At 70.1% G+C, this 24,481-nt stretch carries 19 protein-coding genes; 14 read left to right on the forward strand and 5 right to left on the reverse strand.

The features are described from left to right. Window positions 1-35 precede the first annotated feature (35 nt). The 9 genes from LXT13_RS13410 to LXT13_RS13450 all read left to right on the forward strand — a co-directional run bounded on the left by LXT13_RS13410 (window position 36) and on the right by LXT13_RS13450 (window position 13,863). Complete coding sequence (locus LXT13_RS13410; RefSeq protein ID WP_233372430.1) at window positions 36-1,577, forward strand: alpha-N-arabinofuranosidase; 1,542 nt, start codon at window positions 36-38, stop codon at window positions 1,575-1,577. Between the two features lie 29 nt (window positions 1,578-1,606). Then, a complete protein-coding gene (locus tag LXT13_RS13415) occupies window positions 1,607-3,991 on the forward strand; it encodes a glycoside hydrolase family 127 protein (RefSeq protein ID WP_233372431.1) in 2,385 nt (794 codons plus the stop codon). Further along, entirely contained in the window at window positions 3,988-5,589 is a 1,602-nt protein-coding gene (locus LXT13_RS13420) for an alpha-L-fucosidase (protein WP_233372432.1), read from the forward strand. The genes LXT13_RS13415 and LXT13_RS13420 overlap by 4 nt, the downstream gene beginning before the upstream one ends. A 43-nt stretch (window positions 5,590-5,632) precedes the next feature. Beyond that, the gene (locus LXT13_RS13425) at window positions 5,633-6,583 is read left to right on the forward strand and encodes an ABC transporter substrate-binding protein (protein ID WP_233372433.1); all 951 of its coding nucleotides are present in this window, start codon (window positions 5,633-5,635) and stop codon (window positions 6,581-6,583) included. A 140-nt stretch (window positions 6,584-6,723) separates the two neighbouring features. Further along, window positions 6,724-8,262: a sugar ABC transporter ATP-binding protein gene (locus tag LXT13_RS13430; RefSeq protein WP_233372434.1), complete on the forward strand. Its 1,539-nt coding sequence runs from the start codon at window positions 6,724-6,726 to the stop codon at window positions 8,260-8,262. Beyond that, window positions 8,255-11,203 carry a glycoside hydrolase family 31 protein gene (locus tag LXT13_RS13435; protein WP_233372435.1) on the forward strand — a complete coding sequence of 983 codons (2,949 nt, stop codon included), beginning with the start codon at window positions 8,255-8,257 and terminating at the stop codon, window positions 11,201-11,203. The genes LXT13_RS13430 and LXT13_RS13435 overlap by 8 nt, the downstream gene beginning before the upstream one ends. A gap of 17 nt (window positions 11,204-11,220) precedes the next feature. Further along, the gene (locus LXT13_RS13440) at window positions 11,221-12,204 is read left to right on the forward strand and encodes an ABC transporter permease (RefSeq protein ID WP_233372436.1); all 984 of its coding nucleotides are present in this window, start codon (window positions 11,221-11,223) and stop codon (window positions 12,202-12,204) included. Continuing rightward, the gene (yjfF, locus tag LXT13_RS13445) at window positions 12,201-13,169 is read left to right on the forward strand and encodes a galactofuranose ABC transporter, permease protein YjfF (RefSeq protein WP_233372437.1); all 969 of its coding nucleotides are present in this window, start codon (window positions 12,201-12,203) and stop codon (window positions 13,167-13,169) included. The genes LXT13_RS13440 and yjfF overlap by 4 nt, the downstream gene beginning before the upstream one ends. A gap of 76 nt (window positions 13,170-13,245) precedes the next feature. Next, window positions 13,246-13,863: a glutathione S-transferase family protein gene (locus LXT13_RS13450; protein WP_233372438.1), complete on the forward strand. Its 618-nt coding sequence runs from the start codon at window positions 13,246-13,248 to the stop codon at window positions 13,861-13,863. Here the strand turns inward: LXT13_RS13450 and LXT13_RS13455 are convergent. Next, window positions 13,860-16,448, reverse strand: a complete 2,589-nt coding sequence (locus tag LXT13_RS13455; RefSeq protein ID WP_233372439.1) for an ATP-binding protein — start codon at window positions 16,446-16,448, stop codon at window positions 13,860-13,862. The two genes, LXT13_RS13450 and LXT13_RS13455, sit on opposite strands and share 4 nt — an antisense overlap. 78 nt (window positions 16,449-16,526) lie before the next feature. Between LXT13_RS13455 and LXT13_RS13460 the strand changes: the two genes are divergently transcribed. Genes LXT13_RS13460 through LXT13_RS13470 form a run of 3 tightly spaced genes read left to right on the forward strand, consistent with a single transcriptional unit; the run spans window position 16,527 to window position 18,665 of the window. After that, window positions 16,527-16,799, forward strand: a complete 273-nt coding sequence (locus tag LXT13_RS13460) for a DUF4242 domain-containing protein (RefSeq protein WP_233372440.1) — start codon at window positions 16,527-16,529, stop codon at window positions 16,797-16,799. Further along, window positions 16,799-18,100, forward strand: a complete 1,302-nt coding sequence (locus LXT13_RS13465) for a serine/threonine protein kinase (protein ID WP_233372441.1) — start codon at window positions 16,799-16,801, stop codon at window positions 18,098-18,100. The genes LXT13_RS13460 and LXT13_RS13465 overlap by 1 nt, the downstream gene beginning before the upstream one ends. A gap of 16 nt (window positions 18,101-18,116) precedes the next feature. Next, window positions 18,117-18,665 (forward strand): ECF-type sigma factor, encoded by a 549-nt coding sequence (locus tag LXT13_RS13470; protein WP_233372442.1) that lies wholly within the window; start codon window positions 18,117-18,119, stop codon window positions 18,663-18,665. Between the two features lie 13 nt (window positions 18,666-18,678). Here the strand turns inward: LXT13_RS13470 and LXT13_RS13475 are convergent, their stop codons facing one another. Further along, entirely contained in the window at window positions 18,679-19,482 is an 804-nt protein-coding gene (locus LXT13_RS13475) for a TSUP family transporter (RefSeq protein ID WP_233372443.1), read from the reverse strand. 279 nt (window positions 19,483-19,761) lie between these two features. Here LXT13_RS13475 and LXT13_RS13480 point away from each other — a divergent pair, with 279 nt between their 5' ends. Both LXT13_RS13480 and LXT13_RS13485 read left to right on the forward strand, forming a co-directional pair. Next, the gene (locus LXT13_RS13480; RefSeq protein ID WP_233372444.1) at window positions 19,762-20,448 is read left to right on the forward strand and encodes a hypothetical protein; all 687 of its coding nucleotides are present in this window, start codon (window positions 19,762-19,764) and stop codon (window positions 20,446-20,448) included. A gap of 44 nt (window positions 20,449-20,492) precedes the next feature. Continuing rightward, window positions 20,493-20,795 carry a hypothetical protein gene (locus LXT13_RS13485; protein WP_233372445.1) on the forward strand — a complete coding sequence of 101 codons (303 nt, stop codon included), beginning with the start codon at window positions 20,493-20,495 and terminating at the stop codon, window positions 20,793-20,795. A gap of 6 nt (window positions 20,796-20,801) precedes the next feature. Here the strand turns inward: LXT13_RS13485 and LXT13_RS13490 are convergent, their stop codons facing one another. The 3 genes from LXT13_RS13490 to LXT13_RS13500 are packed head-to-tail and all read right to left on the reverse strand — an operon-like array spanning window position 20,802 to window position 24,463. Beyond that, window positions 20,802-21,776 (reverse strand): LysR family transcriptional regulator, encoded by a 975-nt coding sequence (locus LXT13_RS13490; protein ID WP_233372446.1) that lies wholly within the window; start codon window positions 21,774-21,776, stop codon window positions 20,802-20,804. A gap of 15 nt (window positions 21,777-21,791) precedes the next feature. Then, on the reverse strand, window positions 21,792-22,544 hold the full coding sequence (locus LXT13_RS13495) for a FadR/GntR family transcriptional regulator (RefSeq protein ID WP_233372839.1): 753 nt from the start codon (window positions 22,542-22,544) through the stop codon (window positions 21,792-21,794). A 20-nt stretch (window positions 22,545-22,564) separates the two neighbouring features. After that, complete coding sequence (locus LXT13_RS13500; protein ID WP_233372447.1) at window positions 22,565-24,463, reverse strand: glycoside hydrolase family 97 protein; 1,899 nt, start codon at window positions 24,461-24,463, stop codon at window positions 22,565-22,567. Window positions 24,464-24,481: the final 18 nt, after the last annotated feature.

A 24,481-nucleotide genomic window follows, 5' to 3' on the forward strand; every position in this document is an offset into this window, starting at 1 on the left:
AATGAATTGACAGAACAACCAAGGAGACAACGACGATGAAGAAGCAACTGCTGGCCCTCGTGGCCACCCTGGCGGTCGGCGCCAGCGCGCTGGCCGCCGACATCAAGCTGGTCGTCAAGGCCGACCAGCCCGGCCCCGTCATCCACCGCAACATCTACGGCCAGTTCGCCGAGCACCTGGGCACCGGCATCTACGAGGGCATGTGGGTCGGCCCGGAGAGCAAGATCCCCAACGTGCGCGGCTGGCGCAAGGACGTCGTGGCGGCGCTCAAGGAGCTGAAGGTGCCGCTGGTGCGCTGGCCGGGCGGCTGCTTCGCCGACGAATACCACTGGCGCGAAGGCATCGGCCCGCGCAGCAAGCGGCCCGTCAAGGTCAACAGCAACTGGGGCGGCGTGGCCGAGAACAACGCCGTCGGCACGCACGAGTTCTTCGACCTCGTCGAGCAGCTGGGCGCCGAGGCCTATGTGAACGGCAACATCGGCACCGGCAGCGCGCAAGAAATGGCCGAGTGGCTGGAGTACATGACGGCCGAGGGCAAGTCCACGCTGGCCGAGCTGCGCCGCAAGAACGGCCGCGACAAGCCGTTCCGCGTGCATTACTTCGCCGTCGGCAACGAGACCTGGGGTTGCGGCGGCAACATGCGGCCCGAGTACTACGCGGACCAGTTCCGCCAGGTGGCCACCTTCCTGCGCACACCACCGCACAACCGCCCGGTCATCATCGCCAGCGGCGGCAACGGCATGCAAACCGAGTGGACCGACGTGCTCAGCAAGGGCGTGCCCGGCGTCAACGCGATCAGCCACCATGCCTACACGCTGCCCACCGGCAACTGGGACAAGAAGGGCGCAGCCGTCGGCTTCCCCGAGAGCGAATGGGTCGCGACGCTGGGCAACGTGCAGCAGATCGACCAGATGATCGCCAAGAACGCCGCGGTGCTGGACAAGAACGACCCGTCCAAGAAGATCGGTTTCTACTTCGACGAGTGGGGCAGCTGGTATGACCCGGAGCCCGGCAGCAACCCCGGCTTCCTCGTCCAGCGCAACACGCTGCGTGATGCACTGCTGGCCGCGCTGCACTTCAACGTGTTCCACAACCACGCCGACCGCGTGCACATGACCAACATCGCGCAGATGGTCAACGTGCTGCAGGCCATGATCCAGACGAGCAAGGACAAGCTCGTGCTGACGCCGACTTACCACGCGTTCGCGATGTACACGCCCTTCCAGGACGCCACCTCGCTGCCCGCCACGCTGGAAGGCAACCCGGTCTACAAGGTCGACAAGTTCGAGATGCCCACGCTCAGCGCCACCGCCGCGCGTGGCAAGGACGGCAAGCTCTACATCGGCCTGGTCAACGCCAATGCCAACGCGCCGGCCGAGCTGACCGTGCAGGTGGGCAGCGGTGCACCCAAGGCCGTCAAGGGCAAGCTGCTGACCGCCGCGGCCATGGACGCGCAGAACGAACTGGGCAAGGCGCCGCAAGTCGTGCCGGTGCCCTACGAGGCGCAGGCTGCCGACGGCAAGCTCACGCTGAAGCTGCCGCCCAAGTCGGTCGTCGTCGTCGCCGTCGAAGGCTGAACGCGTTGAACGGCACCCCGGGCCGTCCGATGAAACAGCTGCTCGCCGCCGTCGCTCTGGTGCTGTGCGCGCACAGCGCGGGTGGCGCCACGCAGCCGTTCCCGCTCGACCGGGTGCGGCTGCTGGACGGCCCGTTCCTGGACGCGCAGACCACCGACCTGCACTATCTGATGGCGCTGGACCCCGAGCGGCTGCTCGCGCCGTTCCGCCGCGAGGCCGGCCTGCCCGTGCCCACACCCAGCTACGGCAACTGGGAGTCCAGCGGCCTGGACGGCCACATGGGCGGGCACTACCTGTCGGCGCTGGCGCTGATGTGGGCGTCCACGGGAGATGCCGAGGTCAAGCGCCGACTGGACTACGTCGTCGCCGAGCTCAAGCGCTGCCAGGACACCCTCGGCACGGGCTACATCGGCGGCATCCCTGACGGCGCCACCGCCTGGGACCAGGTGGGCGCCGGCCAGCTGAAGGTCGACAGCTTCTCGGTGAACGGCCGCTGGGTGCCCTGGTACAACCTGCACAAGCTATTCGCTGGCCTGCGCGACGCGGCGGTGCAGGGCGGCAATGCCGACGCCAAGACCATGCTCGTGCGGCTGAGCGACTGGGCGCTGCGGCTGACGACACCGCTGACCGACGCGCAGATGCAGGACATGCTGCGTGCCGAGCACGGCGGCATGGCCGAGGTGCTAGCCGACGTGTCGCAGATGACCGGCGACCTGCGCTATCTGGCGCTGGCCCGGCGCTTCGAGCACCAGGCGCTGCTGCAGCCGCTGGCCGCCGGCCAGGACAAGCTGACGGGCCTGCATGCCAACACGCAGATTCCCAAGGTCATCGGCTTCGCCCGCATCGCGCGGCTGGCCGGCGAGGACGAGGGCGAACGCGCTGCCGAGTTCTTCTGGGACACGGTGACCGAGAAGCGGTCCGTGGCCATCGGCGGCAACAGCGTCAAGGAGCACTTCCACCCGGCCGACGACTTCCGGCCCATGCTCAACGAGGTAGAAGGCCCCGAGACCTGCAACAGCTACAACATGCTGAAGCTGACCGCGCTGCTGTCGCAGGCGCATGACGGTCAGGGGCGCTACGCCGACTTCTACGAGCGCACCCTCTACAACCACATCCTCGCGTCGCAGCATCCGGGCGAGGGCGGCTTCGTCTACTTCACGCCGATGCGGCCGCAGCATTACCGCGTGTACTCGCAGGTCGACCAGGGCATGTGGTGCTGCGTCGGCTCCGGCATCGAGAGCCATGCGCGGCATGGCGAATTCATCTACGCGCACGACGACGACACGCTGGTCGTCAACCTCTTTATCGCCTCCACGCTGGACTGGCGCGAGCGCGGCATCCATGTCACGCAAAGCACCCGCTTTCCCGACGAGCCGCGCACGCGGCTGACGGTGGACAACGCCGGCCACTTCGCGCTGAAGCTGCGCTACCCCGGCTGGGTCGCGCCCGGCGCGCTGAAACTGAAGGTCAACGGCAAGCCCGTGGTCGTCAGCGGGAAGCCCGGCGGCTACGTCGAGCTGAAGCGCGACTGGCAGGCCGGCGACCAGGTCGACGTCGAGCTGCCGATGCGCACGACGCTGGAGCCGATGCCGGGCCTGAAGAACTACGTCGCCGTGCTGCACGGCCCCATCGTGCTGGCCGCCAAGACGCCGCAGCCAGGCGAGACGCTCAGCTTCCGGGCCGACGCGTCGCGTATGGGCCACGTTGCACAGGGGGCCGTCTGCCCGCAGGAGGCCGCGCCGGTGTTCGTCAGCCCGAACCTGAAGGAGGCAGACATCGTCCGCCGCTTCAGGCCGGTGCCGGGCCAGCCACTGACCTTCACCGCCCCCGGCCTCATCCAGGGCGCCAAGGGCGCGGAGAAGCTGGAGCTGATTCCCTTCTTCCGGCTGCACGACTCGCGCTACATGGTCTATTGGGCCCGCAGCACACCGACGCAGCAAAGCCTGCTGCGCGTCGAGCTGGCCAAGGCCGAGCAATCCCGGCTGGCGCTGGACGCGATCACCATCGACCAGGTCGCGCCCGGCGAGCAGCAGCCCGAGACGGACCACGGCTTCCGCGGCGAAGGCGCCGAGAACGGCATCGCGCCGGCGGGCCGCTGGCGCCATGCGAAGCAGTGGTTCAGCTACGAACTGCGCGACCCGCGCGGCGAGGCGCGTGTGCTGCGGCTGACCTTTGCCAAGGGAGACGCCGGCCGGCGCTTCGACCTGCTCGTCAACGGCCAGCGCATCGCCGAGATCACGCTGGACCGCCCCGATGGCCCGCAGGACCTCTACACGCGAGACTTCCCGCTGCCCGCCGAACTCGTGCGCGCCAGCAGCGGCCAGCTGGTCGTCAAGTTCGTGGCCCAGCCGGGCAGCATCGCCGGCGGCCTGTACGGACTGCGACTGCTGAAATCCGGAGACACCGCCCCATGAAGCGCCGCCAACTGCTGCAAGGCGCCCTGGGCAGCCTGTCCGCGCTGGGCGCGGGTGCTGCACCGGCGGCCGCGGGTTTCCAGCCCAGCTGGGACTCGCTGGCCCGCTACCAGGTGCCGGAATGGTTCCGCGATGCCAAGTTCGGCATCTGGGCTCACTGGGGCCCGCAATGCCAGCCCGAAGCCGGGGACTGGTATGCCCGCGAGATGTACATCGAGGGCAGCGCCAAGTACCGCCACCACGTGGCCACGTACGGGCACCCGTCGGTCTACGGCTTCAAGGAAGTCATCCGCGACTGGCGCGCCGAGCGCTGGGAGCCGGAGGAGCTGCTGACGCTGTACAAGCAGGCCGGGGCGCGCTACTTCATGGCGATGGCCAACCACCATGACAACCTGGACCTGTTCGCCAGCCGCCACCATGTGTGGAACTCGACGCGCGTCGGTCCCCGCCAGGACATCATCAAGCGCTGGGCCACCGCGGCGCGCGCGCAGGGCCTGCCGCTGGGCGTGAGCGTGCACGCCGCCCATGCCTGGACATGGTACGAGCCCGCGCAGCGCGCGGACACGCAGGGCCCCAAGGCCGGCGTGCCCTATGACGGCCGGCTCCGGCTGGAAGACGGCAAGGGTCAGTGGTGGGAAGGCCTGGACCCGCAGGCGCTGTACGCGCAAGACCACGCGCTGAGCGCCGACGCGCAGGACCGCAACGCCATCCACCGGCAGTGGAACTGGGGCGAGGGCGCCGCGCGGCCGAGCGACGCCTACTGCCGCAACTTCCTCGCCCGCACGCTGGACCTACTGGACCAGCACCACCCGGAACTGGTTTACTTCGACGACACCGCGCTGCCGCTGTGGCCGGTAAGTACGGTGGGCCTGGACATCGCGTCCCACCTCTACAACCAGCACCTGGACGCCGAGGGCCGCACGCAGGCCGTGCTGTTCGGCAAGATCCTCGACGAGCAGCAGCGCCGCTGCATGGTGTGGGACATCGAGCGCGGCCAGGCGCAAGGCATCGAGCCGCTGCCCTGGCAGACCGACACCTGCCTGGGCGGCTGGCACTACGACCGCAGCGTCTTCGCGAAGCAGCAGTACAAGTCGTCGGCAACGGTCGTGCAGATGCTGATCGACGTGGTCAGCAAGAACGGCAACCTGCTGCTGAACGTGCCGGTCAAGGGCGACGGCCGCATCGATGCGCTGGAGCGCCGCACCGTCGAGGAGATCGGCGTCTGGCTGCAGCGCCATGGCGACAGCATCTACGGCACGCGGCCGTGGCGCGTCTTCGGCGAGGGCCCTGCGCTGGAAAAGCAGGCGCCGCTGCAGGCCCAGGGCTTCAACGAAGGCAAGGGCGCGCCGCTGGGCGTGGGCGACTACCGCTTCACCGCGCGTGGCGATGTCGTCTATGCGAGCGGCTTCGCCGTGCCGGAAGGTGGCCGCGCTCTGATCCACAGCCTGGCCCGCGGCCAGCACCGCCCGGTGCAGCGCGTGGACCTGCTGGGCGGCGCACAAGGCCTGCGCTTCACGCAGGGCGACGACGGCCTGGCGGTGGAACTACCCGCCCAGGGCCTGGCGGGGCTGCCCGCCTTCGTGCTGCGCATTGCCTGAGAAACTTGCTGAACCCTAAACACGAACCTGAACGGAGACCGCCATGAACCCACTTCGCCGTGCCCTGCTTGCCGCCGCCCTTGTGCTGCCGGCCGCCACCGCCTTTGCCGCCCCGCTGACGATGGGGTTTTCGCAGGTCGGCGCCGAGAGCGAATGGCGCACCGCCAATACCGCGTCCATCAAGGCTGCGGCCAAGGAGGCGGGCATTACGCTGAAGTTCGCCGACGCGCAGCAGAAGCAGGAGAACCAGGTCAAGGCGCTGCGCAGCTTCATCGCGCAGAAAGTCGACGTCATCGCCTTCTCGCCGGTCGTCGAGAGCGGCTGGGACACGGTGCTGAAGGAGGCCAAGGCCGCCGGCATCCCCGTCATCCTGACCGACCGCGCCGTGAAGGTGTCCGATCCGTCGCTGTACGTGACCTTCATCGGCTCTGACTTCGTCGAGGAAGGCCGCAAGGCCGCCAAGTGGCTGGTGGAGCGCGCCGCCAAGACGCCCAACGCGGCGCTGAACATCGTCGAGCTGCAGGGCACGGTGGGCTCAGCCCCGGCCATCGACCGCAAGAAGGGCTTCGAGGAAGGCATCAAGGCCAACCCCAAGCTTCAGATCATCCGCTCGCAGTCGGGCGAGTTCACGCGGGCCAAGGGCAAGGAGGTCATGGAGTCCTTCCTGAAGCAGCGCGACAAGAAGATCGACGTGCTCTACGCGCACAACGACGACATGGCGATCGGCGCGATCCAGGCCATCGAGGAGGCGGGCCTGAAGCCGGGCGTCGACATCCTGATCATCTCCATCGACGGGGTGCGGGGCGCCTTTGAGGCCATGAAGGCGGGCAAGCTGAACGTCACCGTCGAATGCAACCCGCTGCTGGGCCCGCAGCTGATGCAGCTGGCCAAGGACATCGTGGCCAAGAAGCCGGTGGACAAGCGGATCACCGTCAACGAAGGAGTGTTCACGGCGGATACGGCGGCCAAGGAGCTGCCGAATCGGAAGTATTGACGTCTGGTCGTGGTTGCCGGGGTGCTTCTTCGCTGCTTTGGCTTGATGGCCAGGCCCATGCCGGGGCGAAAACCGAAGGTTTCGCCGCAGGCAATTCCCGGCATGAACGATGGCGCTAACCCAACCACGGAGCTGTACACATGAGCACGGCACCGGTGCTCGAACTGACGGGCATCCACAAATCCTTCACCGGCGTCAAAGCCCTTGCCGACGTGCGCCTTCGCCTCTTCCCCGGCGAAGTGCACGCGCTGATGGGCCAGAACGGCGCCGGCAAGTCGACCCTCATCAAGGTACTGACGGGCCTCTACCAGCCCGACGCCGGCGCCATCACGCTCGATGGCCAGCCGACCGCGCCCAAGCGCACGGAAGACGCGCAAGACCTCGGCATCCGCACGGTCTACCAGGAAGTCAACCTCTGCCCCAACCTCAGCGTCGCCGAGAACATCTGCGCCGGCCGCTTCCCCCGCAAGTGGGGCCGCATCGACTGGACTACCGTCCACGCCGAGGCCCGCCGCGTGCTGGCACAGATGGACCTGGACATCGACGTCACCGCGCCGCTGTCGCGCTACTCGCTGTCGGTGCAGCAGATGGTGGCCATCGCGCGTGCGCTGCGCATTTCGGCCCGCGTGCTCATCCTTGACGAGCCCACGTCCAGCCTCGACGACGCAGCCGTGCAGCGCCTCTTCACCGTGCTGCGCCGGCTACGTGAGCAGGGCCTTGCCATCCTGTTCGTCACGCACTTCCTCGACCAGACCTATGCGCTGGCCGACCGCATCACCGTCATGCGCAACGGCGAGACCGAAGGCGAGTACCTGGCCGCCGACCTGAGCCGGCTGGCCCTCGTCAACAAGATGGTCGGCGCGCCGCCGGACCAGCAGCCGTCGCGGCTGGACAGCCAAGCCGCCGGCACCGGCACACCGGTGCTCAAGGCCCAGGGCCTGGGCCGGCGCGGCGCGCTGCATCCGCTGGACCTGGAACTGCGCCGCGGCGAGGTGCTGGGCCTCGCGGGCCTGCTGGGTTCGGGCCGCACGGAGGCCGCGCGGCTGCTGTTCGGCGCCGACACGGCCGATGCCGGCCATGTCGAGACCGACGGCCACCAGGGCCGCTGGCATTCGCCGCGCCAGGCCATCGCCGCCGGCATCGCCTTCTGCTCGGAAGACCGCAAGCACGAAGGCGCCATCCTCGACCTCTCGGTGCGCGACAACATCCTGCTCGCGCTGCAGGCCCGCGCCGGCCTGCGCCTCGTCATGACGCGCGAGCAGCAGCAGGCGCTGGCCGACGATTACATCAAGCGCTTGGGCATCAAGACCGCCAGCGCCGAGACGCCCATCGGCCAGCTGTCCGGCGGCAACCAGCAGAAGGCGCTGTTCGCCCGCTGGCTGGCCACCGAGCCCGCCGTGCTGATCCTGGACGAACCGACGCGCGGCATCGACGTGCGCGCGAAGGAAGACCTGATGGACGCCGTGCGGGCCCTCGCCCACAAGGAGGACGGCAGTGGCATGTCCATCCTGTTCATCTCGTCCGAACTGCCCGAAGTGCTGCACTGCAGCGACCGCGTCGTCGTGCTGCGCGACCGTCGCGCCGCCGGCGAGTACCGCCGCGGCGAGCTGGACGAACGCAGCGTGCTCGAAGTCATCGCCGCCGAGCCGGCGGCCACGGAAGTCGTCACCGATGTCTGAACGCCACCTCCGCGCACGCCGCGCGCTCACCACCGCGTTTACCACCGCGCTCGTCGCGGGCCTGCTGGCGGTCGCATTGCCGGCCGCGCAGGCCGACACCGGCCTGGATGCGCTGGGCCAGCCGCAACGGCTGCCGCTCGCTGCTGCCGCTCAGGGCCTGGCGTGGAAGCGGCTGGAGTCCGGCGTGCAGCTGCAGCTCGGCGCACTGACGCGCAACGTGCTGTTCTACGGCCCCGGCATCGTCCGCGTGACGACCAACCTGGGCGAGAGCCACGCAACGCAGCCCAGTCTCGTCGTCGTGGCGCAGCCGCAGGCGCCCGCCTTTGACATCCAGGAAACGGCCGACACGCTCGTGCTGGCCAGTGCCGCGCTGCGCGTGCAGATCGACCGGCGCAGCGGCGCGCTCGCCTTCCAGCGGGCCGATGGCAGCCCGCTGACACGCGAGCAGGCGCCGGCGGCGCTGAAACCGGCGAGCTTCTCCGGCGCGCCGACCTACACGATGACGCAGGCCTTCAGCCTCGCGCCGGACGAGTCGCTCTACGGCCTCGGCCAGTACAACGAGCCGTACTGGGACTACCGCGGCCGCGACGTGCTGATGGTGCAGACCAACATCGGCATCGTGCTGCCGTTCATGGTGTCCACGCGGCGCTGGGGTGTGCTGTGGGACGTGTATTCCAAAATGCGCTTCACCGACGACGCGCAGGGCGCGCGCTTCTGGGCCGAGAGCGCGCCGGCCGGCGCCGACTACTACCTCGTCGCCGGCTCGTCGATGGACGACGTGATGGCCGGCTACCGCCACCTGACCGGCGCCGCACCGATGTTCCCGAAGAGCGCCTTCGGCCTCTTCATGAGCAAGGAGCGCTACCAGACGCAGGCGCAGGTGCTGGACGTCGTGCGGCGCTTCCGCGCCGACCACTTCCCGCTCGACAACATCGTGCAGGACTGGCAGTACTGGGGCGGCGCCGCCGACGGCACGTGGAGCGGCATGATCTGGGACGCCTCGCGTTACCCCGATCCGCGCGCGATGATCGACACGCTGCATCGTGACCTGCACGCGCAGTTCATGATCTCGATCTGGCCCTCGGTCGGCAACAACACTGCGCTGGCCCGCGAGCTGGATGCCCACGGTCTGCGCTTCGGGCCGATGGAAGGCGTAGCCAGCCAGGCGCAGATCTACGACGCCTTCAGCGCCGAAGGCCGCGAGATCTACTTCCGCCACCTGAAGAAAGGCCTGCTCGACGTCGGCGTCGATGCGCTGTGGATGGATGGCACCGAGGTCGAGGTCAGCGGCGCCGCGCACGACCCGGGCACCGTGGAGCGCGACATCAAGGCCATGGGCCGCAACGCGATGGGCGACTTCGCGCGCTACCTCAACGTCTACAGCCTGCTCACGACGCGTGGCGTTTATGAGGGCCAGCGCGCCCTGCCCGGTCCGCGTGGCGACCAGCGCGTGCTGACGCTGACCCGCTCCGCCTGGGCCGGCCAGCAGCGCTACGGCGCCTTCGCGTGGTCGGGCGACACGCGGGCCAGCTGGGCCACCTTCCGCGCGCAGATTTCGGGCGGCCTGAACGTGGGCATGGGCGGCCAACCGTACTGGACGCAGGACACCGGCGGCTTCTTCGTCAGCTACCCCGGCGGCGAGCGCAACCCGGCCTACCGGGAGCTGTTCGCACGCTGGCACCAGTTCGGCATCTTCAACCCGGTCTACCGCATCCACGGCACCGACGTCGTCCGCGAGCCTTACCACTTCAAGACGCTGGACCCGGCCTTCTACCGCTCGCTGCGCAGCGCCGCCGAGCTGCGCTACCGCCTGCTGCCTTACCACTACGGCCTGGCCTGGCGCACGCACAACGAAGGCTACATCCCGATGCGCGGCCTGGCGATGGACTTTCCCGACGAGACCGCGCTGCGCGGCATCGACGACGCGTTCATGTTCGGCCCCGCCTTCCTCGTGCGCCCGGTGACACGCTCGGTCCAATACCCCGAGCTACCTCGCGCCGACACGGTGCCCGCCACCGCGCTGCGCACGCCCGAGGGCCAGCCCGGCCTGGCCGTCACCTACTACGACGGCACCCACTTCGACCGCGAGGCCGGCCATGCGGTCGACAACACGGTCGACCACAACTGGCCCGAGCCGCCGCTGAGCAGCTTTCCGCCGGGACTGGGCAGCATCAACAACTTCTCGGCGCGCTGGCAGGGCCAGCTGGTGGCACCCGAGGCGGGCGAGTACGAGATCGGGCTGGAAGGCGACGACGGCTTCCGCCTCTGGCTCGACGACAAGCTCGTCATCGACGACTGGAAGAACGGCGCCACCCGGCGCCAGACCGCGAAGGTCGTGCTGCAGAAGGACCGGCCCGCGCGCGTGCGCGTCGAGTTCTACCAAGGCGGTGGCGAGCGATCGCTGCGCCTGTCCTGGCGCACGCCGGCCCAGCTGCAGGCGCTGGCTGACGAGCAGGCCCGCATCGACCCGCGCATCGCCACCCGCCTGCCTTCGGGCTCGAACTGGTTCGACTTCTGGAGCGGGCAGCTGCATGCCGGCGGCAGCACGGTGAAGGCCTCCTACCCGCTCGACCGCTTCCCGCTGTTCGTGCGGGCCGGCAGCATCGTGCCAATGGGCCCGGTGGTGGAGCACGTGAGCCAGAAGCCCGATGCGCCGCTGGAAGTGCGCGTCTACGCCGGCGCCGACGCGGAGTTCACGCTCTACGAAGACGACGGCCAGACGTACGCGTACGAGAAGGGCCAGCGCGCCACCGTCACGCTGCGCTGGGACGACGCGCGCCGCGTGCTGCACGTCAGCGCGCGCGAAGGCCGCTTCCCGGGCCTCGTCGAGCGTCGTCGACTGGACGTGAAACTCATCGCAGCATCCGGCCGCGCCGCGCCCGTGCGCCACCTCGATTACCGCGGCCTCGCCGCAGACCTGCAGTTCCCGGCTCCACGATGAGCCTGTCTTCCGCCACCATGCCCTCTCGCCCCTCGTCCGCCCCTTTGTGGCGCCACCCCCTGGCCCGGCCCGTCGCGGCGCTGGCCTTGCTGCTGGCGGTTGCCGCCGCCAGCGTGCCGGGCTTCCTGCATCTTGAGATCAAGGACGGCCACCTCTACGGCAACCTGATCGACATCCTTCACCGCGCCGCGCCACTGATGCTCGCGGCGCTGGGCATGACGCTGGTCATCGCGACGCGCGGCATCGACGTGTCGGTGGGCGCCGTCGTCGCCATCGCCGCCACGGTGGGCTGCGTGCTGGTGGGTTCGCAGGGTCTGGCCCTCGCCATCGCCGCCGCGCTCGGCGCGGCGCTGCTGTGCGGGCTGTGGAACGGCCTGCTGGTGTCGGCGCTGGGCCTGCAGCCCATCATCGCGACGCTGATCCTGATGGTCGCCGGGCGAGGCCTGGCCCAGCTGCTGACAGACGGCCAGATCATCACCGTCTACGAGCCGGCCAGCTTCTTCTGGCTGGGCGGCGGCTACCTGCTGGGCCTGCCGGTGTCGCTGTTCGTCGTGGCGACCGTGGCGGGCCTCACCGCGCTGCTGATGCAGCGCACGGCGCTGGGCCTGTTCATCCAGACGGTGGGCATCAACCCCGTCGCCGCGCGGCTGGCGGGCGTGCGCACCGCGGCCATCGTCTTCTTCGTCTACGTCTACTGCAGCCTCGGCGCGGGCCTGGCCGGGCTGATGATCGCGTCCAACATCAAGAGCGCCGACGCCAACAACGCCGGCCTGCTGCTGGAGCTGGACGCCATCCTGGCCGTCACGCTGGGCGGCGGTCAGCTGAGCGGCGGCAAGTTCAGCCTGGCCGGCAGCCTCGTCGGCGCGCTGATCATCCAGACGCTCACGTCCACCATCTACGCGCTGGGCGTGCCGCCGCAGGTGACGATGGTCGTCAAGGCCATCGTCGTGTTCGCGGTCTGCATCTCGCAGTCGTCCATCTGGTCGAGGAGGTCGGCATGAAGCGTCTGCTTTCGGCGCCTTCATTCACCAGCTGGGTCAGCGTGGCTCTGCTGGTGCTGCTGTTCATCGGCGGCGCGGTCAACTACACCGGCTTTGCATCGCCGCAGGTGGTGCTGAACCTGCTCATCGACAACGCCTTCCTGCTCGTCATCGCGGTAGGCATGAGCTTTGTCATCCTGTCCGGCGGCATTGACCTGTCGGTGGGCTCCGTGCTGGCGCTGACGACGATGGTCGCCGCCTGGCTGCTGCAGGTGGCGCACTGGCCCGCCGAGGTGGTCATCGTGACCGTGCTGCTGGGCGGCGCGACCTTCGGCGCGCTGCAGGGCGTCGTCATCCACGTGTTCAGGCTGCAGCCCTTCATCGTCACGCTGGCCGGCATGTTCCTCGCGCGCGGCCTGTGCTTCCTGATCAGCGTCGACAGCGTCACCATCGATGCGCCGCTGTTCGTCACGCTGTCGCAGACGCAGATCCCGCTGTTCGGCGGCGCCTTCCTGTCGCCCGGCGCGGTCATCGCGCTCGGCGTGCTCGGCGCGGGCCTGTGGGTGGCGCACTGCACGGCCTTCGGTCGCACCGTCTATGCGTTGGGTGGCAGCGAGACTTCCGCGCTGATGATGGGCCTGGCCGTGGGCCGCACGAAGATTGCCGTCTACGGCCTGAGCGGCTTCTGCGCGTCGCTGGCCGGCCTGCTGTTCGCGTTCTACATGCTCAGCGGCTACGGCCAGCACGGCCAGGGCGTGGAGCTGGACGCAATCGCCGCCGTCGTCATCGGCGGCACCGTGCTGACGGGCGGTTACGGCTACGTGGCCGGCGCGCTGTCGGGCGTGCTGGTCCTGGGCCTGATCCAGACGCTGATCGCCTTCGACGGCACGCTCAGCAGCTGGTGGACCAAGATCGTCATCGGTGCGCTGCTGTTTGTCTTCTGCGCCGTGCAGCGGCTGCTGTCGCTGCGCAAGACCCAGGGCTGAGGCGAGGTGGTGCGCCGGGTTGTCGATCCCGCCCGGCTTCGTTCGTCGTAAGTCATCACCCCCCCGAGGCCTTGCCATGCTGACGCTCTACTACTCCGACAACCTGAATCCCCGGCTCTGCGTTGCAGCGGCGCGCTACCTGGAGGCGCCCGTCCGATACCAGGCGGCAGCGCCGCTGGCACCTGGCAACGCCGAGGCGTTCGCGCCGCTGAACCCCAACCTGCGCGTGCCGGTGCTGGCCGGCGACGACGGCCCCAGCCTGTGGGAGACGGACGCCATCGTCTGCCAGCTGTCGCGGCGGTGCGGCCGCACCGACTTCTTCCCCGACGGGGAGCTGCTGCCCGAAATGCTGCGCTGGCTGAGCTGGTCGGCCATGCACTGGGGGCAGGCCTGCTCGGGCTTCTACTTCCAGCACCTTGTCGTGCCGCGTTACGGCCTGGCGCCGTTGAGCGACAGCGTCATGGCAGGGCATGCGGCGGAGCTCAAGCGCCTGGCCCCCATCCTGGACGCGCATCTCGCACAGCGGCGCTGGATGCTGGGCGACACGCTGACTTACGCCGACTTCCGGGTGGGCGCAGCGCTGCCGTTCGCGCAGCAAGCCCGCATCGATCTGTCGGCCTACCCGGCCATCAGCCGCTGGGCGGGACAGCTCGCGCAGATTCCCGCATGGGCCAACCCGTTCGAAGGCCTTTAGGACTGCGCGTCGCCGCCGATCGACAGCGCCAGCTGCCAGACCTGGCTCACGTCCAGCGCGTCGCCTTCGGACTTCCATCGCGCCAGTTGGTTCCCGTCCACCTGGGCCGCCAGCAGGCGGTCCAGCCGCTCGCGGTCGGCGACCTCGTTGGGCTGCCGGTGCTCCTGGCCGCGGTCGCGATAGGCACGGTCGGCCGCACCCGCCAGTTGCCCGGCCGTCTGCCAGCGCTGCTCGAGCGCATGCAGCAAGGCCAGGGCGTCCAGCGCGCACCACAAGTTGTCTGACGCCAGCCGCCGCTGCCGGCGCGCACACTCGGCCACGATCTCCTTCGCACGCGCCAGGTTGCCCTGCGCCACGAGCGCGCCGATCAGGTTGCCGAGGACGCTGAACTCGGCCGGCGACGAGCCGTCCTTCGGGATCAGCGGCAGCAACGTCTCGCTGCGCGCGACAGAGCGGTCCAGCTCGCCCGCGGCGCGCTCGACATCGGCCAGGTTGACGCCGGCGCGCAGCTCGCCTTCCACGTCGCCGTCGCGGCGGCACAGGTCCAGCACCGACTGCAGCAGTTCGCGCGCCTCGGTCGTCCGGCCGGCAGTCAGCTCCAGCGTGGCTTCCGTCGTGCGCCCGCGCGACAGGATGTTGGACGGCCAGCGCGGGTCCTCGACCGCCTTGGCCAGCGCCATCGCCCGCCGCGCCTGCGGATGGTCCACGCGCCAGTTGAACGCATATTCGGCCCACGCCATGTACTGGCCGCGCGCGTCGCCCAGCTCGGCATACAGCCGCGCCGCCCGCTCGGCCGTCGTGCGCGCGTGCTGCGGGTACTCCGTGCTGTTGGCGCGCGTCACGCCCTCCCAGAACCTGGCGGCCACCGGCGACGGCGTCTGCGGGCCCAGCCTGTGCGACAAGAGCTCGCCGCGCGAGCGCGCCTCGGCATGCTGCAGCAGCGTCAGCCAAAGCGGCCAGCCCGTGCCGTACAGCGCGATTGCCGTCTCGGCGTCGGCCTCCAGCGCCAGGTCGATGGCCGCGCGGAGGTTGTCGATCTCCGGAGCCCAGCGTGCGGCCCAGCTGCGCGTGGGCAGCTGCCAGTGCTCGTCGAAGCTCTGCTCGAACAGCCGGCGGATGCCCCGCATGAAGGCCTGCCGGGCCGCCCGGGCCTCGCCCGAGGCCTCCAGCTTGTCCTGTGCGAACAGACGGGCCGTTTCGAGCAGCCGGTAGCGGGGCGCATTCGCGCGGTCCTGCGTGACGAGCGACCGGTCGACAAGGTCCAGGATGATCTCGACGACGCGCGTCGTCGTCATCGTGTCGTCGGCCAGGCACGAGGCGGCCGCGTCCAGGTCGAACGAGCCGGGGAAGACCGACAGCCAGCGGAACACCCGCTGCTCGGCGTCGCTCAGCAGGCCGTGGCTCCAGTCGAACGCCACGGCCAGCGCGTTGCGCCGGGACGGGTGCGATGACGGCGACAGCAGGCCCAGCCGCTGGTGCAACCGTGCCGCCAGGCCCGCAATGCCCAGCGACGGCAGCCGCGCGGCCGCCAACTCGATGGCAAGCGCATTACCGTCCAGCTCCCGGCAGATGCCGGAGGCGATGACGGCGCTGGCCGCGTCCCACTGCAGCGCGCTGCCGGACCCCGCGGCGCGCTGCGCCAGCAACTGGACCGCGCCGCTGCGCTGCACCTGCTCGACCGTCGCGCCCTCATCGGGCAAAGCCAGCGGGCCGAGCCGGAAGATCTGCTGCGCCGGCGTGCGCAGCGGCACCTGGCTCGTGATGAGCAGCGACAGCCGCTCCGTGTCCCGCACCAGCGCTTCAGCCACACGCTCGACCTCGCCGACGAGGTGTTCCGCGTTGTCCAGCACGACGAGCAGGCGCGCGGCTCGCAGTTTGCGCCGCAGCTCCTCCAGCGGCTCGTCCGCGGCGCCCGGCTTGATGCCCAGCACTCGCAGCAGCAGCGGCGCCACCTGCGCCGGGTCCGTCAGCGGCGCAAGCTCGACCCAGAAGACACCGTCCGGGTGGTGCGCGGCCCGGTGTCGCGCGGCGGCCATCGCCAGATGCGTCTTGCCGACGCCCGCGGCGCCCACGAGGGTCACGAGCGGGTGTTCGCTCAATAGCGCCGTCAGGCGGGTCATCTCGTCGTCGCGACCGATCAGCGCCGGCGCCCGCGCCGGCAGGTTGCCCGGCGGCAGCTCGACGGGCGCTGGCGCGGCCTCTTGCGCGCGCGCGTCGGCATCGATGGCCTCGGGTGTCAGCGTGAACCGGTAGCCCACGCCTGAGATGGTGGCGATGGCCCGCGCACCGACCAGCTTGCGCAGCTGGGCCACCTGCACGGCGATGTTGTTGTCTTCCACGACGACGCCGCCCCACACCTGCTGCATGAGCTGGTCTTTCGTCACCAGGTGGCCGCTGCGCTGCACGAGCAGCACCAGCACATCGAAGGCGCGGGCGGTGATGGCAACGGTCTCTCCGGCCAGCAGCAGCTGGCGCTCGGCCGGACGCAGCAGGAAGTCGCCGAACCGGTACTCGTGCCGCAGCGGCGCATCGGCCGTTTCGGCCTTGAGTTGCAGCGGCGGTGGCGATGGCGGGGTCGATTTCATGCGGATTTCATTCGCGCTTAAGGACGTGGCGCAGGCCTTTGCGGACCATGGCGTTCCTTTCATTCCCTAGGAGCTTTCATGCCCAAGTTCGTCATCGAGAGAAACATTCCCGGCGCCGGCCAGCTGACAACCGGCGACCTCAAGGCGGTCTCGCAGCGCTCGTGCGCCGTGCTCAATCGCATGGGCCCCGGCATTCAGTGGATTCAGAGTTATGTCACGGATGATCGGCTCTATTGCATCTACCTGGCGCCGGACGAAGCCGCGATCCGCCGCCATGCCGCCGAGGGCGGCTTCCCGTGCGACAAGGTATCCCAGGTGCGCACAATCATCGATCCCTCGACGGCCGAGTGATGGACGAGGACGCGCCCGACCCGGGCGCTTCCCGGGTCTCGCACTGGGTCACTGACCCCGAGGACTGGGCGCGGTTCAGCCGGTGGATGGACGAGATCCTCGACCTCGACGAACCGCTCCGGCGCGAACGCCTGCAGCGGCTGGAACACGACGAGCCCCGGCTCGCCGTGCGCATGCATGCGGCGCTGCGCGCCGCCCGACGGGCGCAGCAGACCGGTTTCCTCAGCGGCACGCTGGCAGCCGGGCTGGACGAACCCGGCTGGGTGGACCGGCGCATCGGCATCTACCGCATCGAGCGCGAGCTCGGCCGCGGCGGTTCGGGAACGGTCTGGCTCGCCCGCCGACCCGGCCGCCGCGCGGCGGCACCGGTGGCCATCAAGCTGCTGCATCCGTCGCTGGCCGGCCGGTCCGCCGAGCAGCGGTTCAGGCAGGAGAGCGCGCTGCAGGCCGGCCTGTGCCACCCGCACATCGCGAGGTGGCGTCACGCCGGCGTGACGCCGGCAGGCCAACCCTATCTGGTGCTGGAGTACGTGGACGGCGTCTCCATCGTCCAGCACTGCGACGAGCACCGGCTGGGCCTGCAGCCCCGGCTGCGGCTGGTGTTGCAACTGATGACGGCCCTCGAACACGTGCATGCGCAGCAGCTCGTGCATCGCGACGTCAAGCCGGCCAACGTGCTGGTGACACGCGCGGGGCAAGTCAAGCTGCTCGATTTCGGCATCGCCAAGCGGCTCGGCGGCCCCGAGGCCGACCACCCGCCGGTCACGGCCGAGGGCCGCCCGGTGATGACGCCGCGCTACGCCGCACCGGAGCAGTTGCTCGGCGAGCCCGTCACGGCGGCGGTCGACATCTACGCGCTCGGTGTGCTGATGTACGAGCTGCTGTGCGGGCGCAGCCCGCGCGGCGACGCCGTAGACACGGTGGCCTGGATGCGCCAAGCCGTGCAGGATGCCCCGCCGGCTCTCGCGCAGGCCTTGCAAGGCGATGCGGCAGCAGCCACCGTGGCCGCCGCCGCACGCGGCACCACGCCTGAGCGCCTGCAGCAGGACCTGGCGGGCGATCTGAGCCACTTGGTGGCCCAGGCCATGCACAAGGACGTGCAGGGGCGCTATGCCAGCGTGGCAGCCTGCGCGGACGATGTGCGCCGCTACCTGCGCGGCGAGCCGGTGAGCGCGCGCCCGGCCGCGGCCGATGTCCCCCGCGAGCCGCCGCCTCCGGACCTGCTGGCCGCGCTGGCGGTGGGGGCCTGCCTTGGCACGGCGTTCGCCAGCGCCTTCGTGCTGGCCAGCCGCGCTTTCTGACAACGGATCATCCTCCATGGACGCTTCTCCAGGCCCTTGCCACCAGGCACCCGGCTGCCAGCCTACCGCCGCGTCGGAGCTCTTCAATACGCTGTATGCCGAGCTGTCGCGCTTGGCGCGCCGCGAGGTGCGCCGCAGCGGCGGGCAGCATCTCGTCGGCACGGGCACGCTGGTCCATGAAGCCTGGCTGGACATCCACCAGCGGCGTTCGCTGGCCTTCGACGGGCCGGGCCGGTTCCTGGCCTACGCGGCGCGCACGATGCGCGGCCTGATGGTGGACCAGCTCCGGGCGTCCCGCGCGATGAAGCGAGGCGGCGACGTGGTCATCACCGCGCTGGACACGCACCATCAGGACGAGGTGATGCGACCGGAGTCGATGGAGCCGCTGAGCGAGGCCATCGACGCGCTGGCGGCGCTCGAAGCAGACCTGGCCGACGTCGTCGACCTGCGCTTCTTCTGCGGCTTCACGCTGGCCGAGATCGCCACGATGAAGCAGGTCTCCGAGCGGACGGTGCAGCGCCAGTGGGAAAAGGCGCGCCTGCTGCTGCAGCTGGCCCTCGGCTGACGCGCTGCGACGGTCATGCCAGCGCCACCTTGAGCAGCAGGCCCACGCCCGCCAGACCCAGCGCCAGCAGCGTCAGCTGGCGGTAGCCCACGTCGCCGGTGCGCCGGTAGATGGCCACACCCAGCAGGTTGCCGAGCAGCGTCAGCGGCGCGGCCGCCACGAAGACCATCTGGAACGGGTGCCCGAACAGCTGCGGCTGCGTGGCGGCGAGCAGCGCCAGCCCGACCAACTGCATCCACAGGATGTAAGGCTGGGTCAGCGCTCGCCCCTGCTGCTTGCCGGTGCCGCGCAGGCTGTGCCAGACGACCACCGCCGAGCCTGGAAAGGCCGAGAAGCCGCCCACCACGCCGCCGGCCGCACCGACGAGGAAGGGCCGCAGCAGGCTGGGCTCCCCGGCCATCGGCGGCCGCGCGGCGGGCCGGGCCAGCGACCAGCCGGCATAGGCGATGAGCAGCAGGCCCAGGCCGGTGGTGAGCGCGGGCGCGCCGGCTGCGCCCAGTATGTGCAGGCCGACCGGCAGGCCGACGGTGCCACCCGCGAGGTAGGGCAACACGCCGTCACGCCGGCGCCACGGCCCCAAGTGCTGCCGCAGCTCCCGCCGCAGCGAGCCGAAGCTGGCCAGCTGCGTCAGCAGCGACAGGCCCATCAGCAGCGCCACGGCCAGCGGCGGTGGCAGCACCAGCAGGCTCAAGCAGCCGATGGCCGAGAAGCCGAAGCCGGACAAGCCGCTGAAGACCGAGGCGGTGGTGTAGATGAGCGCCAGCGCCAGCGCGACATGCGGTTGGACGAGGCAGGAGAACTCGAAGAAGGGAGGCATGGCATCCGCCGCGGCAGCGCCGAACCCCGGCACCGCGGCGCGGGCCCTGAGGGTTCGACCTTCTTGAGATCGGATTCGCAGCCGGCAGCCGGACAAGCCCCCCCGGCCCCAGGGGGCCGGCCTGATTCACGCGGTACCGATGTCGGGTTCGGGCGGCGGATCTCGATTTGCCAGGAGCGCACCACTGATGGCTTCAGGCCACTGCGGCTCGCGTGCGGTCGCCGGGGTCACGGCGCCGCGACGTGCCCACCCATCGCCGAACCGGCGGACAGGAACCCCATGGACCTCTCTCATCGTTCTCTCGATTCACTCGCCGGCAGCGGCGCCATCTCCTCTCACACGACCCACGCGCCGCAGGCCAGGCCCGGGTCCCGCTGCCGGCGGGTCGCTCGCCGCCTGGCGCTGCTGGCCGCCGCGGCCATCGCCACGGGCTGCGCGGTTGCAGGCCCGGCTGCTGAGCCGGCGTCGGCCAGCCATGTGCATGGCGGCGGCCCGGGGGACCGCCTGCCGTCGTCCTCGCCGCTGGTGAACAAGGTGCGGGTCGCCACGCGCCGCTACCTCGACATCAACGTGGCACTCGGCGAAGGCTGGGTACCGGCGACGCCCTGCGTCAGCGGCCCGAACGAAGGTGCCATGGGCGTCCACTTCCTGAAGCCCGATCGCCTGCACGACGGCGCGTTGAAGGCCGACGAGCCGGAGCTGCTGATCTACGAACCGCAGCGCGGCGGCGGCTACCGGCTGGTGGGCGTCGAGTACCTCGTGCTCGCCAGCGAGTGGGCCAGCCGCAACCCGGCCGGCACGGCGCCGTCGGTGGACGGGCACCTGGCGAATTTCGTCGGCGAGCCCAACCGCTATGCGCTGCCCAGCTTCTACGAGCTGCATGTCTGGGCCTGGGAGGACAACCCGAGCGGCAGCTTCTCGGACTGGAATCCGCGCGTGTCCTGCGACCGTCAGGCGGCGAACTGACGCGCTGACCCTAAGGTGGGGTGTGCCGAAGCGACACTCCGCCGATGCCCCACCTCCTCTTCGACCTCAGCGACGGTTCCGATGGCGTCTTCACGCTGGAGGCCATGGCCTCCACGCGTGAGACCGAGCACCCGGCCGTGATGGCCGAGGTGTCGCGGGTGGTGGCCTGGGCGCAGGTCCAGTTCGGTGGCCGCCAGGGCCCGGTGGAGGACGGCTTCGACTGGGACCACGAGCTGCTCGTGCAGCACGAGGCCGGCGGCTGGGTGACGGTCACGCTGACGTTCAGCGCGTCGGCCGAATTCGCCGACGCTTTCCAGGCGGCCTTCGGCGAGCCCGACGACGCCTGAGGCGGCTCAGTACAGGTCGCGCGCGCCCAGCCGCACTTCGTGCAGCAGCTGCCGAGCGCCGGGCGACATCAGATGCCCTTCGCGCGTGATGATGCCGAAGGCATCCATCCGGCACGGCAGTTCGATGGGCAGGATGGCCAGCACCTTCAGCGACGCGTAGTAGCGCGCCACCTCCACCGGCATCACATGCAGCGCGTCGGTCTGCTGCAGCAGCGCCGTGATCAACAGCAGCGCCGTCGTGTCCACGACGTTGCCTGGCGGCTCCAGCGCGGCGCGGCGGAACATCAGCTCCCAACGGTGACGCAGGATGCTGCCGGGCGGTGGCAGTATCCACGGCTGGTCGGCCAGGTCGGCGAGCTTCAGGTTGTCGACGCGGGCCAGCGGATGGCCCACGCGCGCGACGGCGCAGACCGGCTCGACGGCCAGCTCCTCGTAGTGCAGGCCGGCGGCGCTTTCCTCCTCAACGATGCGGCCGATCATGAAGTCCAGCGTGCCCCGCTGCAGCATGGCCAGAAGCACCTTGCTGCTCTCCACGTGCACGCCGATGCGCAGCTTGGGCGCCTGCTGCTTGATGCGCGCGATTGCGCGCGGCAGCAGGCCCATGGCCGGGGTCATGATGACGCCGACCTCGACCTGGCCGGCCAGGCCGTTCTTCAGCGACACGATGTCCTCGTGCGCAGCCGACAGCGACGTGAGCGCCATGCGGGCGTGGCGGATCATCGTCTCGCCGTACAGCGTGGGCTCCATGCCGCGCGGGTGGCGCTCGAAGAGCTTCACGTCCAGCATGTCCTCGAGGTCCTTCAGCTGCTTGGACGCGGCCGGCTGCGTCATGCACAGCACGTCGGCGGCGCGGTGGATGTTGCGCTCGTCGTCCAGCGCGATGAGCAGCAGCAACTGGCGCGTTTTCAGCCGCGCGCGCAGGAACCAGTTCGGGTTGGGGCTGGCGTCGGTCAGCGCGTCTTCGTCGTCGTCGTGGACCATGGCAGTTCCCCCTCCTCAGGCGAGATTGACGCGGCCATCGGCCGCCAGCACGGTGTCGATGTCGTCACCCGTCTCTTCGAGCTGCAGCAGGGTGGCCTGGCGGGCGCCGAGGGCGTCTCGCGCCTGCAGCGCGGTCAGGATGGCCTTGTGCCGCGGCAGCGACAGCTCGTGCGTGTTGGGCAGCTGGCTGGACAGGATGATGGACTCGCGCAGCGCCAGCGACAGCATGTTGCCGATGTAGGCGAGTAGGTCGTTGCCGGTGGCCTCGGCGATGCGGCGGTGGAAAGCCAGGTCGGGCTCCAGCAGCTCGGCCGTCGTGCGGGCGGCGGCCATGCCGGCGTAGGCAGCCGCGATGGACTGCAGCTGCCCGTCCGTCGCGACGCGAGCGGCCAGCGCGGCGGCGGCGGGTTCGAAGATGCGGCGAACTTCCAGCAGTGTCTGCACGAAGTCGCGCTGCGGCTGGGCCTGGATGAGCCAGTACAGCACGTCCGGGTCCAGCAGGTGCCATTCGTTGCGGGGCCGCACGATGGCGCCGGCCCGCTGGCGCGACACGACCAGCCCCTTGGCGACGAGCACGCGCACGGCCTCGCGCATCACGGGCCGGCTGATCTCGTAGCGCTCCAGCAGCTGCGGCTCGGGCGGCAGCTTGTCACCGGGCTTGAGCTTGCCGCCCACGATGGCCAGCCCCAGCTCGCTGACGATGAGGGCGTGTCGGCTCTTGCCCTCAGCCTGGGCGGCGTAGGTGGCGTGGTCGGCCCGGCTGCGCATGCGAGGTGTGCCCGTGAGCATCAGCGCCAGCGGGCCACGAAACCGCCGCGGGGCGCCAGCGTCAGTCGCGCGGTGGGACCGGCGATGCGCTGCACGGCGAAGTCCCGCGGGCCGTCGCCGTCAGTGATGAGCTGGCCCGCGCGCCGGCCCAGCCAGCCGAGGTCCAGCGTCAGCTCGCGCGGGGTGTCCTCGCCGTTGAGTCCGGCGATGAACCATTGCTTGCCGGCGCGCCGGGCCAGCACGACGAACTTGCCAGGCTCGCCGTCGAGAAAGCGCACCTCGTCCCACTGCCTCGGCAGCTCGCGCAGCAGCTGCTTCACGGCGGCCGGCACAGTGGCCATGCCGTCAGGCGTCTCGGCGTAGTGCTGGATGCCCGACAAGAAGATCACCGCCTCGGCCAGCTCCAGGCCGTTGCGCGTGGCGCGCTTGATGTTGGGGATGTCGGCGAACACCATGGGCGTGAAGTCCATGGGGTCGAACAGATTGCGCGCGAACGGCAGCATCGCGGCGTGGCGGGCGACCTGGTCCTGGTCGCCCTGGCTGAAGGTGGTGAACTCGAAGCCCTTCACGGCCTCGGTCGTCAGCAGGTTCGGATAGGTGCGGGCCCATCCGCGCGGCAGCGTCGCGCCGTGGAAGTTCAGCAGCAGGCCGGCGGCTGCGGTTTCCTTCAGCAGGTCCAGGTAGTAGGCCTGCATGGAGGCACCGTCGCCGCCGAAGAAGTCGATCTTCATGCCGGCGACGCCGATGGCCTTGAGCCGTGCGAACTCGCGCGCGCGGTCGGCCGGCGTCAGCAGCGCGCTCTTGGGCGTATAGGGCGTCTCGTTCCAGTCGCCCGAGGAGTTGTACCAGGCCAGCAGCGACACGCCCTTGGACTTGGCGTAGGTCGCCAGTTCCTTCATCTTCGCGTCGCCGATCTTCTGATCCCAGTCGGCATCCACCAGCGTGTAGGGCCAGCGCATGTCGGCAGCGTAGTCGATGAAGCGCTTCTGCACGTCGAAGACGGTGCCATCGTCCTTCAGGATCGCCCAGCTCCATGAGGCGGCGCCGGGCTTCACCCAGCGCCAGTCGACGGCGGCAGCCGCGGGCGGCGCGAAGTCGGTGCCGAGCGTGGACTCCATGACCGTCTTCAGCGGGCCGATCGCCAGCACGCGCCAGGGCGTCGTCAGCGGGCCGTCGCCTTCAGCCAGCAGGCCCCCGCCGGTGAAGACCTCGCTCGCCTCCGGCACGCCGATGCGGTAGATGCCGCGGGTCGAGTCGGCCTGCAGGCGCGATGCGTGGAAGCGGCCGTCCATGCCGGCCTCGGTCAGCGCCACCCAGTTCGCGCCGCTGCGGAACAGCGCCGGGAAGACCCAGCCTGCATGCGACGGCGCCGGCGTGCCGACGGGGATGTCCACCTGGTAGTGCTCCTCGTACGACGGGTTGGTGCGCTTCCAGCCGGTCTTGGCGACGGACATCGGCTGCAACCAGGCCCGCGCCTCGGGCGCGAAGGCGAAGCTCGTCAGCTCCTCCTTGAAGTGCTTGGCGCCGGCCCCCGGCACCGTGTAGCGCAGTCCCACGCCGTCATTGGCGGCGCGCAGAGTCAGCACCAGTTCCTGGCCAGCAGCGTTGGCGACGGTGAAGCGCTGCTCGTTGGCGCGCACGTCCACGCTGCTGCGCTTGCCGGTGACCAGCCGGTAGTGCTCGCGGTGCGGCGCCACGGACGAGGTGGCCACGAGCTTGAGGCCGGTGGAGAAGTCGGCTTCGGCCAGCACCAGCCCCAGCCGCGAGGCCAGCAGCACCGGCTGGCCGGCGCGCTGCACCGTGTAGACGAGCTGCTGGTCGGCGTTGACGGTCACGTCGACCTGCAACTGGCCATCGGGGCTGCTGAGAGCCTGGGCCAGGGCGGGCAGCGCGAGCAGGAGGGAGGCAATGAGGCGCATGGTGAAGGCCTTGCAGAC

The organism is Pelomonas cellulosilytica (genome assembly GCF_021353265.1).
In the GTDB taxonomy this organism is placed as follows: Bacteria; Pseudomonadota; Gammaproteobacteria; order Burkholderiales; family Burkholderiaceae_C; genus Pelomonas; species Pelomonas cellulosilytica.

Excerpts from the sequence above, each read along its gene's own strand:
- LXT13_RS13475 (WP_233372443.1), bottom strand. The coding sequence starts at position 19,482 with ATGCCTCCCTTCTTCGAGTTCTCCTGCCTCGTCCAACCGCATGTCGCG.
- LXT13_RS13410 (WP_233372430.1), top strand. The coding sequence starts at position 36 with ATGAAGAAGCAACTGCTGGCCCTCGTGGCCACCCTGGCGGTCGGCGCC.
- LXT13_RS13495 (WP_233372839.1), bottom strand. The coding sequence starts at position 22,544 with ATGCGCAGCCGGGCCGACCACGCCACCTACGCCGCCCAGGCTGAGGGC.
- LXT13_RS13485 (WP_233372445.1), top strand. The coding sequence starts at position 20,493 with ATGCCCCACCTCCTCTTCGACCTCAGCGACGGTTCCGATGGCGTCTTC.
- LXT13_RS13415 (WP_233372431.1), top strand. The coding sequence starts at position 1,607 with ATGAAACAGCTGCTCGCCGCCGTCGCTCTGGTGCTGTGCGCGCACAGC.
- LXT13_RS13500 (WP_233372447.1), bottom strand. The coding sequence starts at position 24,463 with ATGCGCCTCATTGCCTCCCTCCTGCTCGCGCTGCCCGCCCTGGCCCAG.
- LXT13_RS13460 (WP_233372440.1), top strand. The coding sequence starts at position 16,527 with ATGCCCAAGTTCGTCATCGAGAGAAACATTCCCGGCGCCGGCCAGCTG.
- LXT13_RS13490 (WP_233372446.1), bottom strand. The coding sequence starts at position 21,776 with ATGGTCCACGACGACGACGAAGACGCGCTGACCGACGCCAGCCCCAAC.
- yjfF (WP_233372437.1), top strand. The coding sequence starts at position 12,201 with ATGAAGCGTCTGCTTTCGGCGCCTTCATTCACCAGCTGGGTCAGCGTG.
- LXT13_RS13420 (WP_233372432.1), top strand. The coding sequence starts at position 3,988 with ATGAAGCGCCGCCAACTGCTGCAAGGCGCCCTGGGCAGCCTGTCCGCG.
- LXT13_RS13425 (WP_233372433.1), top strand. The coding sequence starts at position 5,633 with ATGAACCCACTTCGCCGTGCCCTGCTTGCCGCCGCCCTTGTGCTGCCG.
- LXT13_RS13470 (WP_233372442.1), top strand. The coding sequence starts at position 18,117 with ATGGACGCTTCTCCAGGCCCTTGCCACCAGGCACCCGGCTGCCAGCCT.
- LXT13_RS13455 (WP_233372439.1), bottom strand. The coding sequence starts at position 16,448 with ATGAAATCGACCCCGCCATCGCCACCGCCGCTGCAACTCAAGGCCGAA.
- LXT13_RS13480 (WP_233372444.1), top strand. The coding sequence starts at position 19,762 with ATGGACCTCTCTCATCGTTCTCTCGATTCACTCGCCGGCAGCGGCGCC.
- LXT13_RS13440 (WP_233372436.1), top strand. The coding sequence starts at position 11,221 with ATGCCCTCTCGCCCCTCGTCCGCCCCTTTGTGGCGCCACCCCCTGGCC.
- LXT13_RS13450 (WP_233372438.1), top strand. The coding sequence starts at position 13,246 with ATGCTGACGCTCTACTACTCCGACAACCTGAATCCCCGGCTCTGCGTT.
- LXT13_RS13430 (WP_233372434.1), top strand. The coding sequence starts at position 6,724 with ATGAGCACGGCACCGGTGCTCGAACTGACGGGCATCCACAAATCCTTC.
- LXT13_RS13435 (WP_233372435.1), top strand. The coding sequence starts at position 8,255 with ATGTCTGAACGCCACCTCCGCGCACGCCGCGCGCTCACCACCGCGTTT.
- LXT13_RS13465 (WP_233372441.1), top strand. The coding sequence starts at position 16,799 with ATGGACGAGGACGCGCCCGACCCGGGCGCTTCCCGGGTCTCGCACTGG.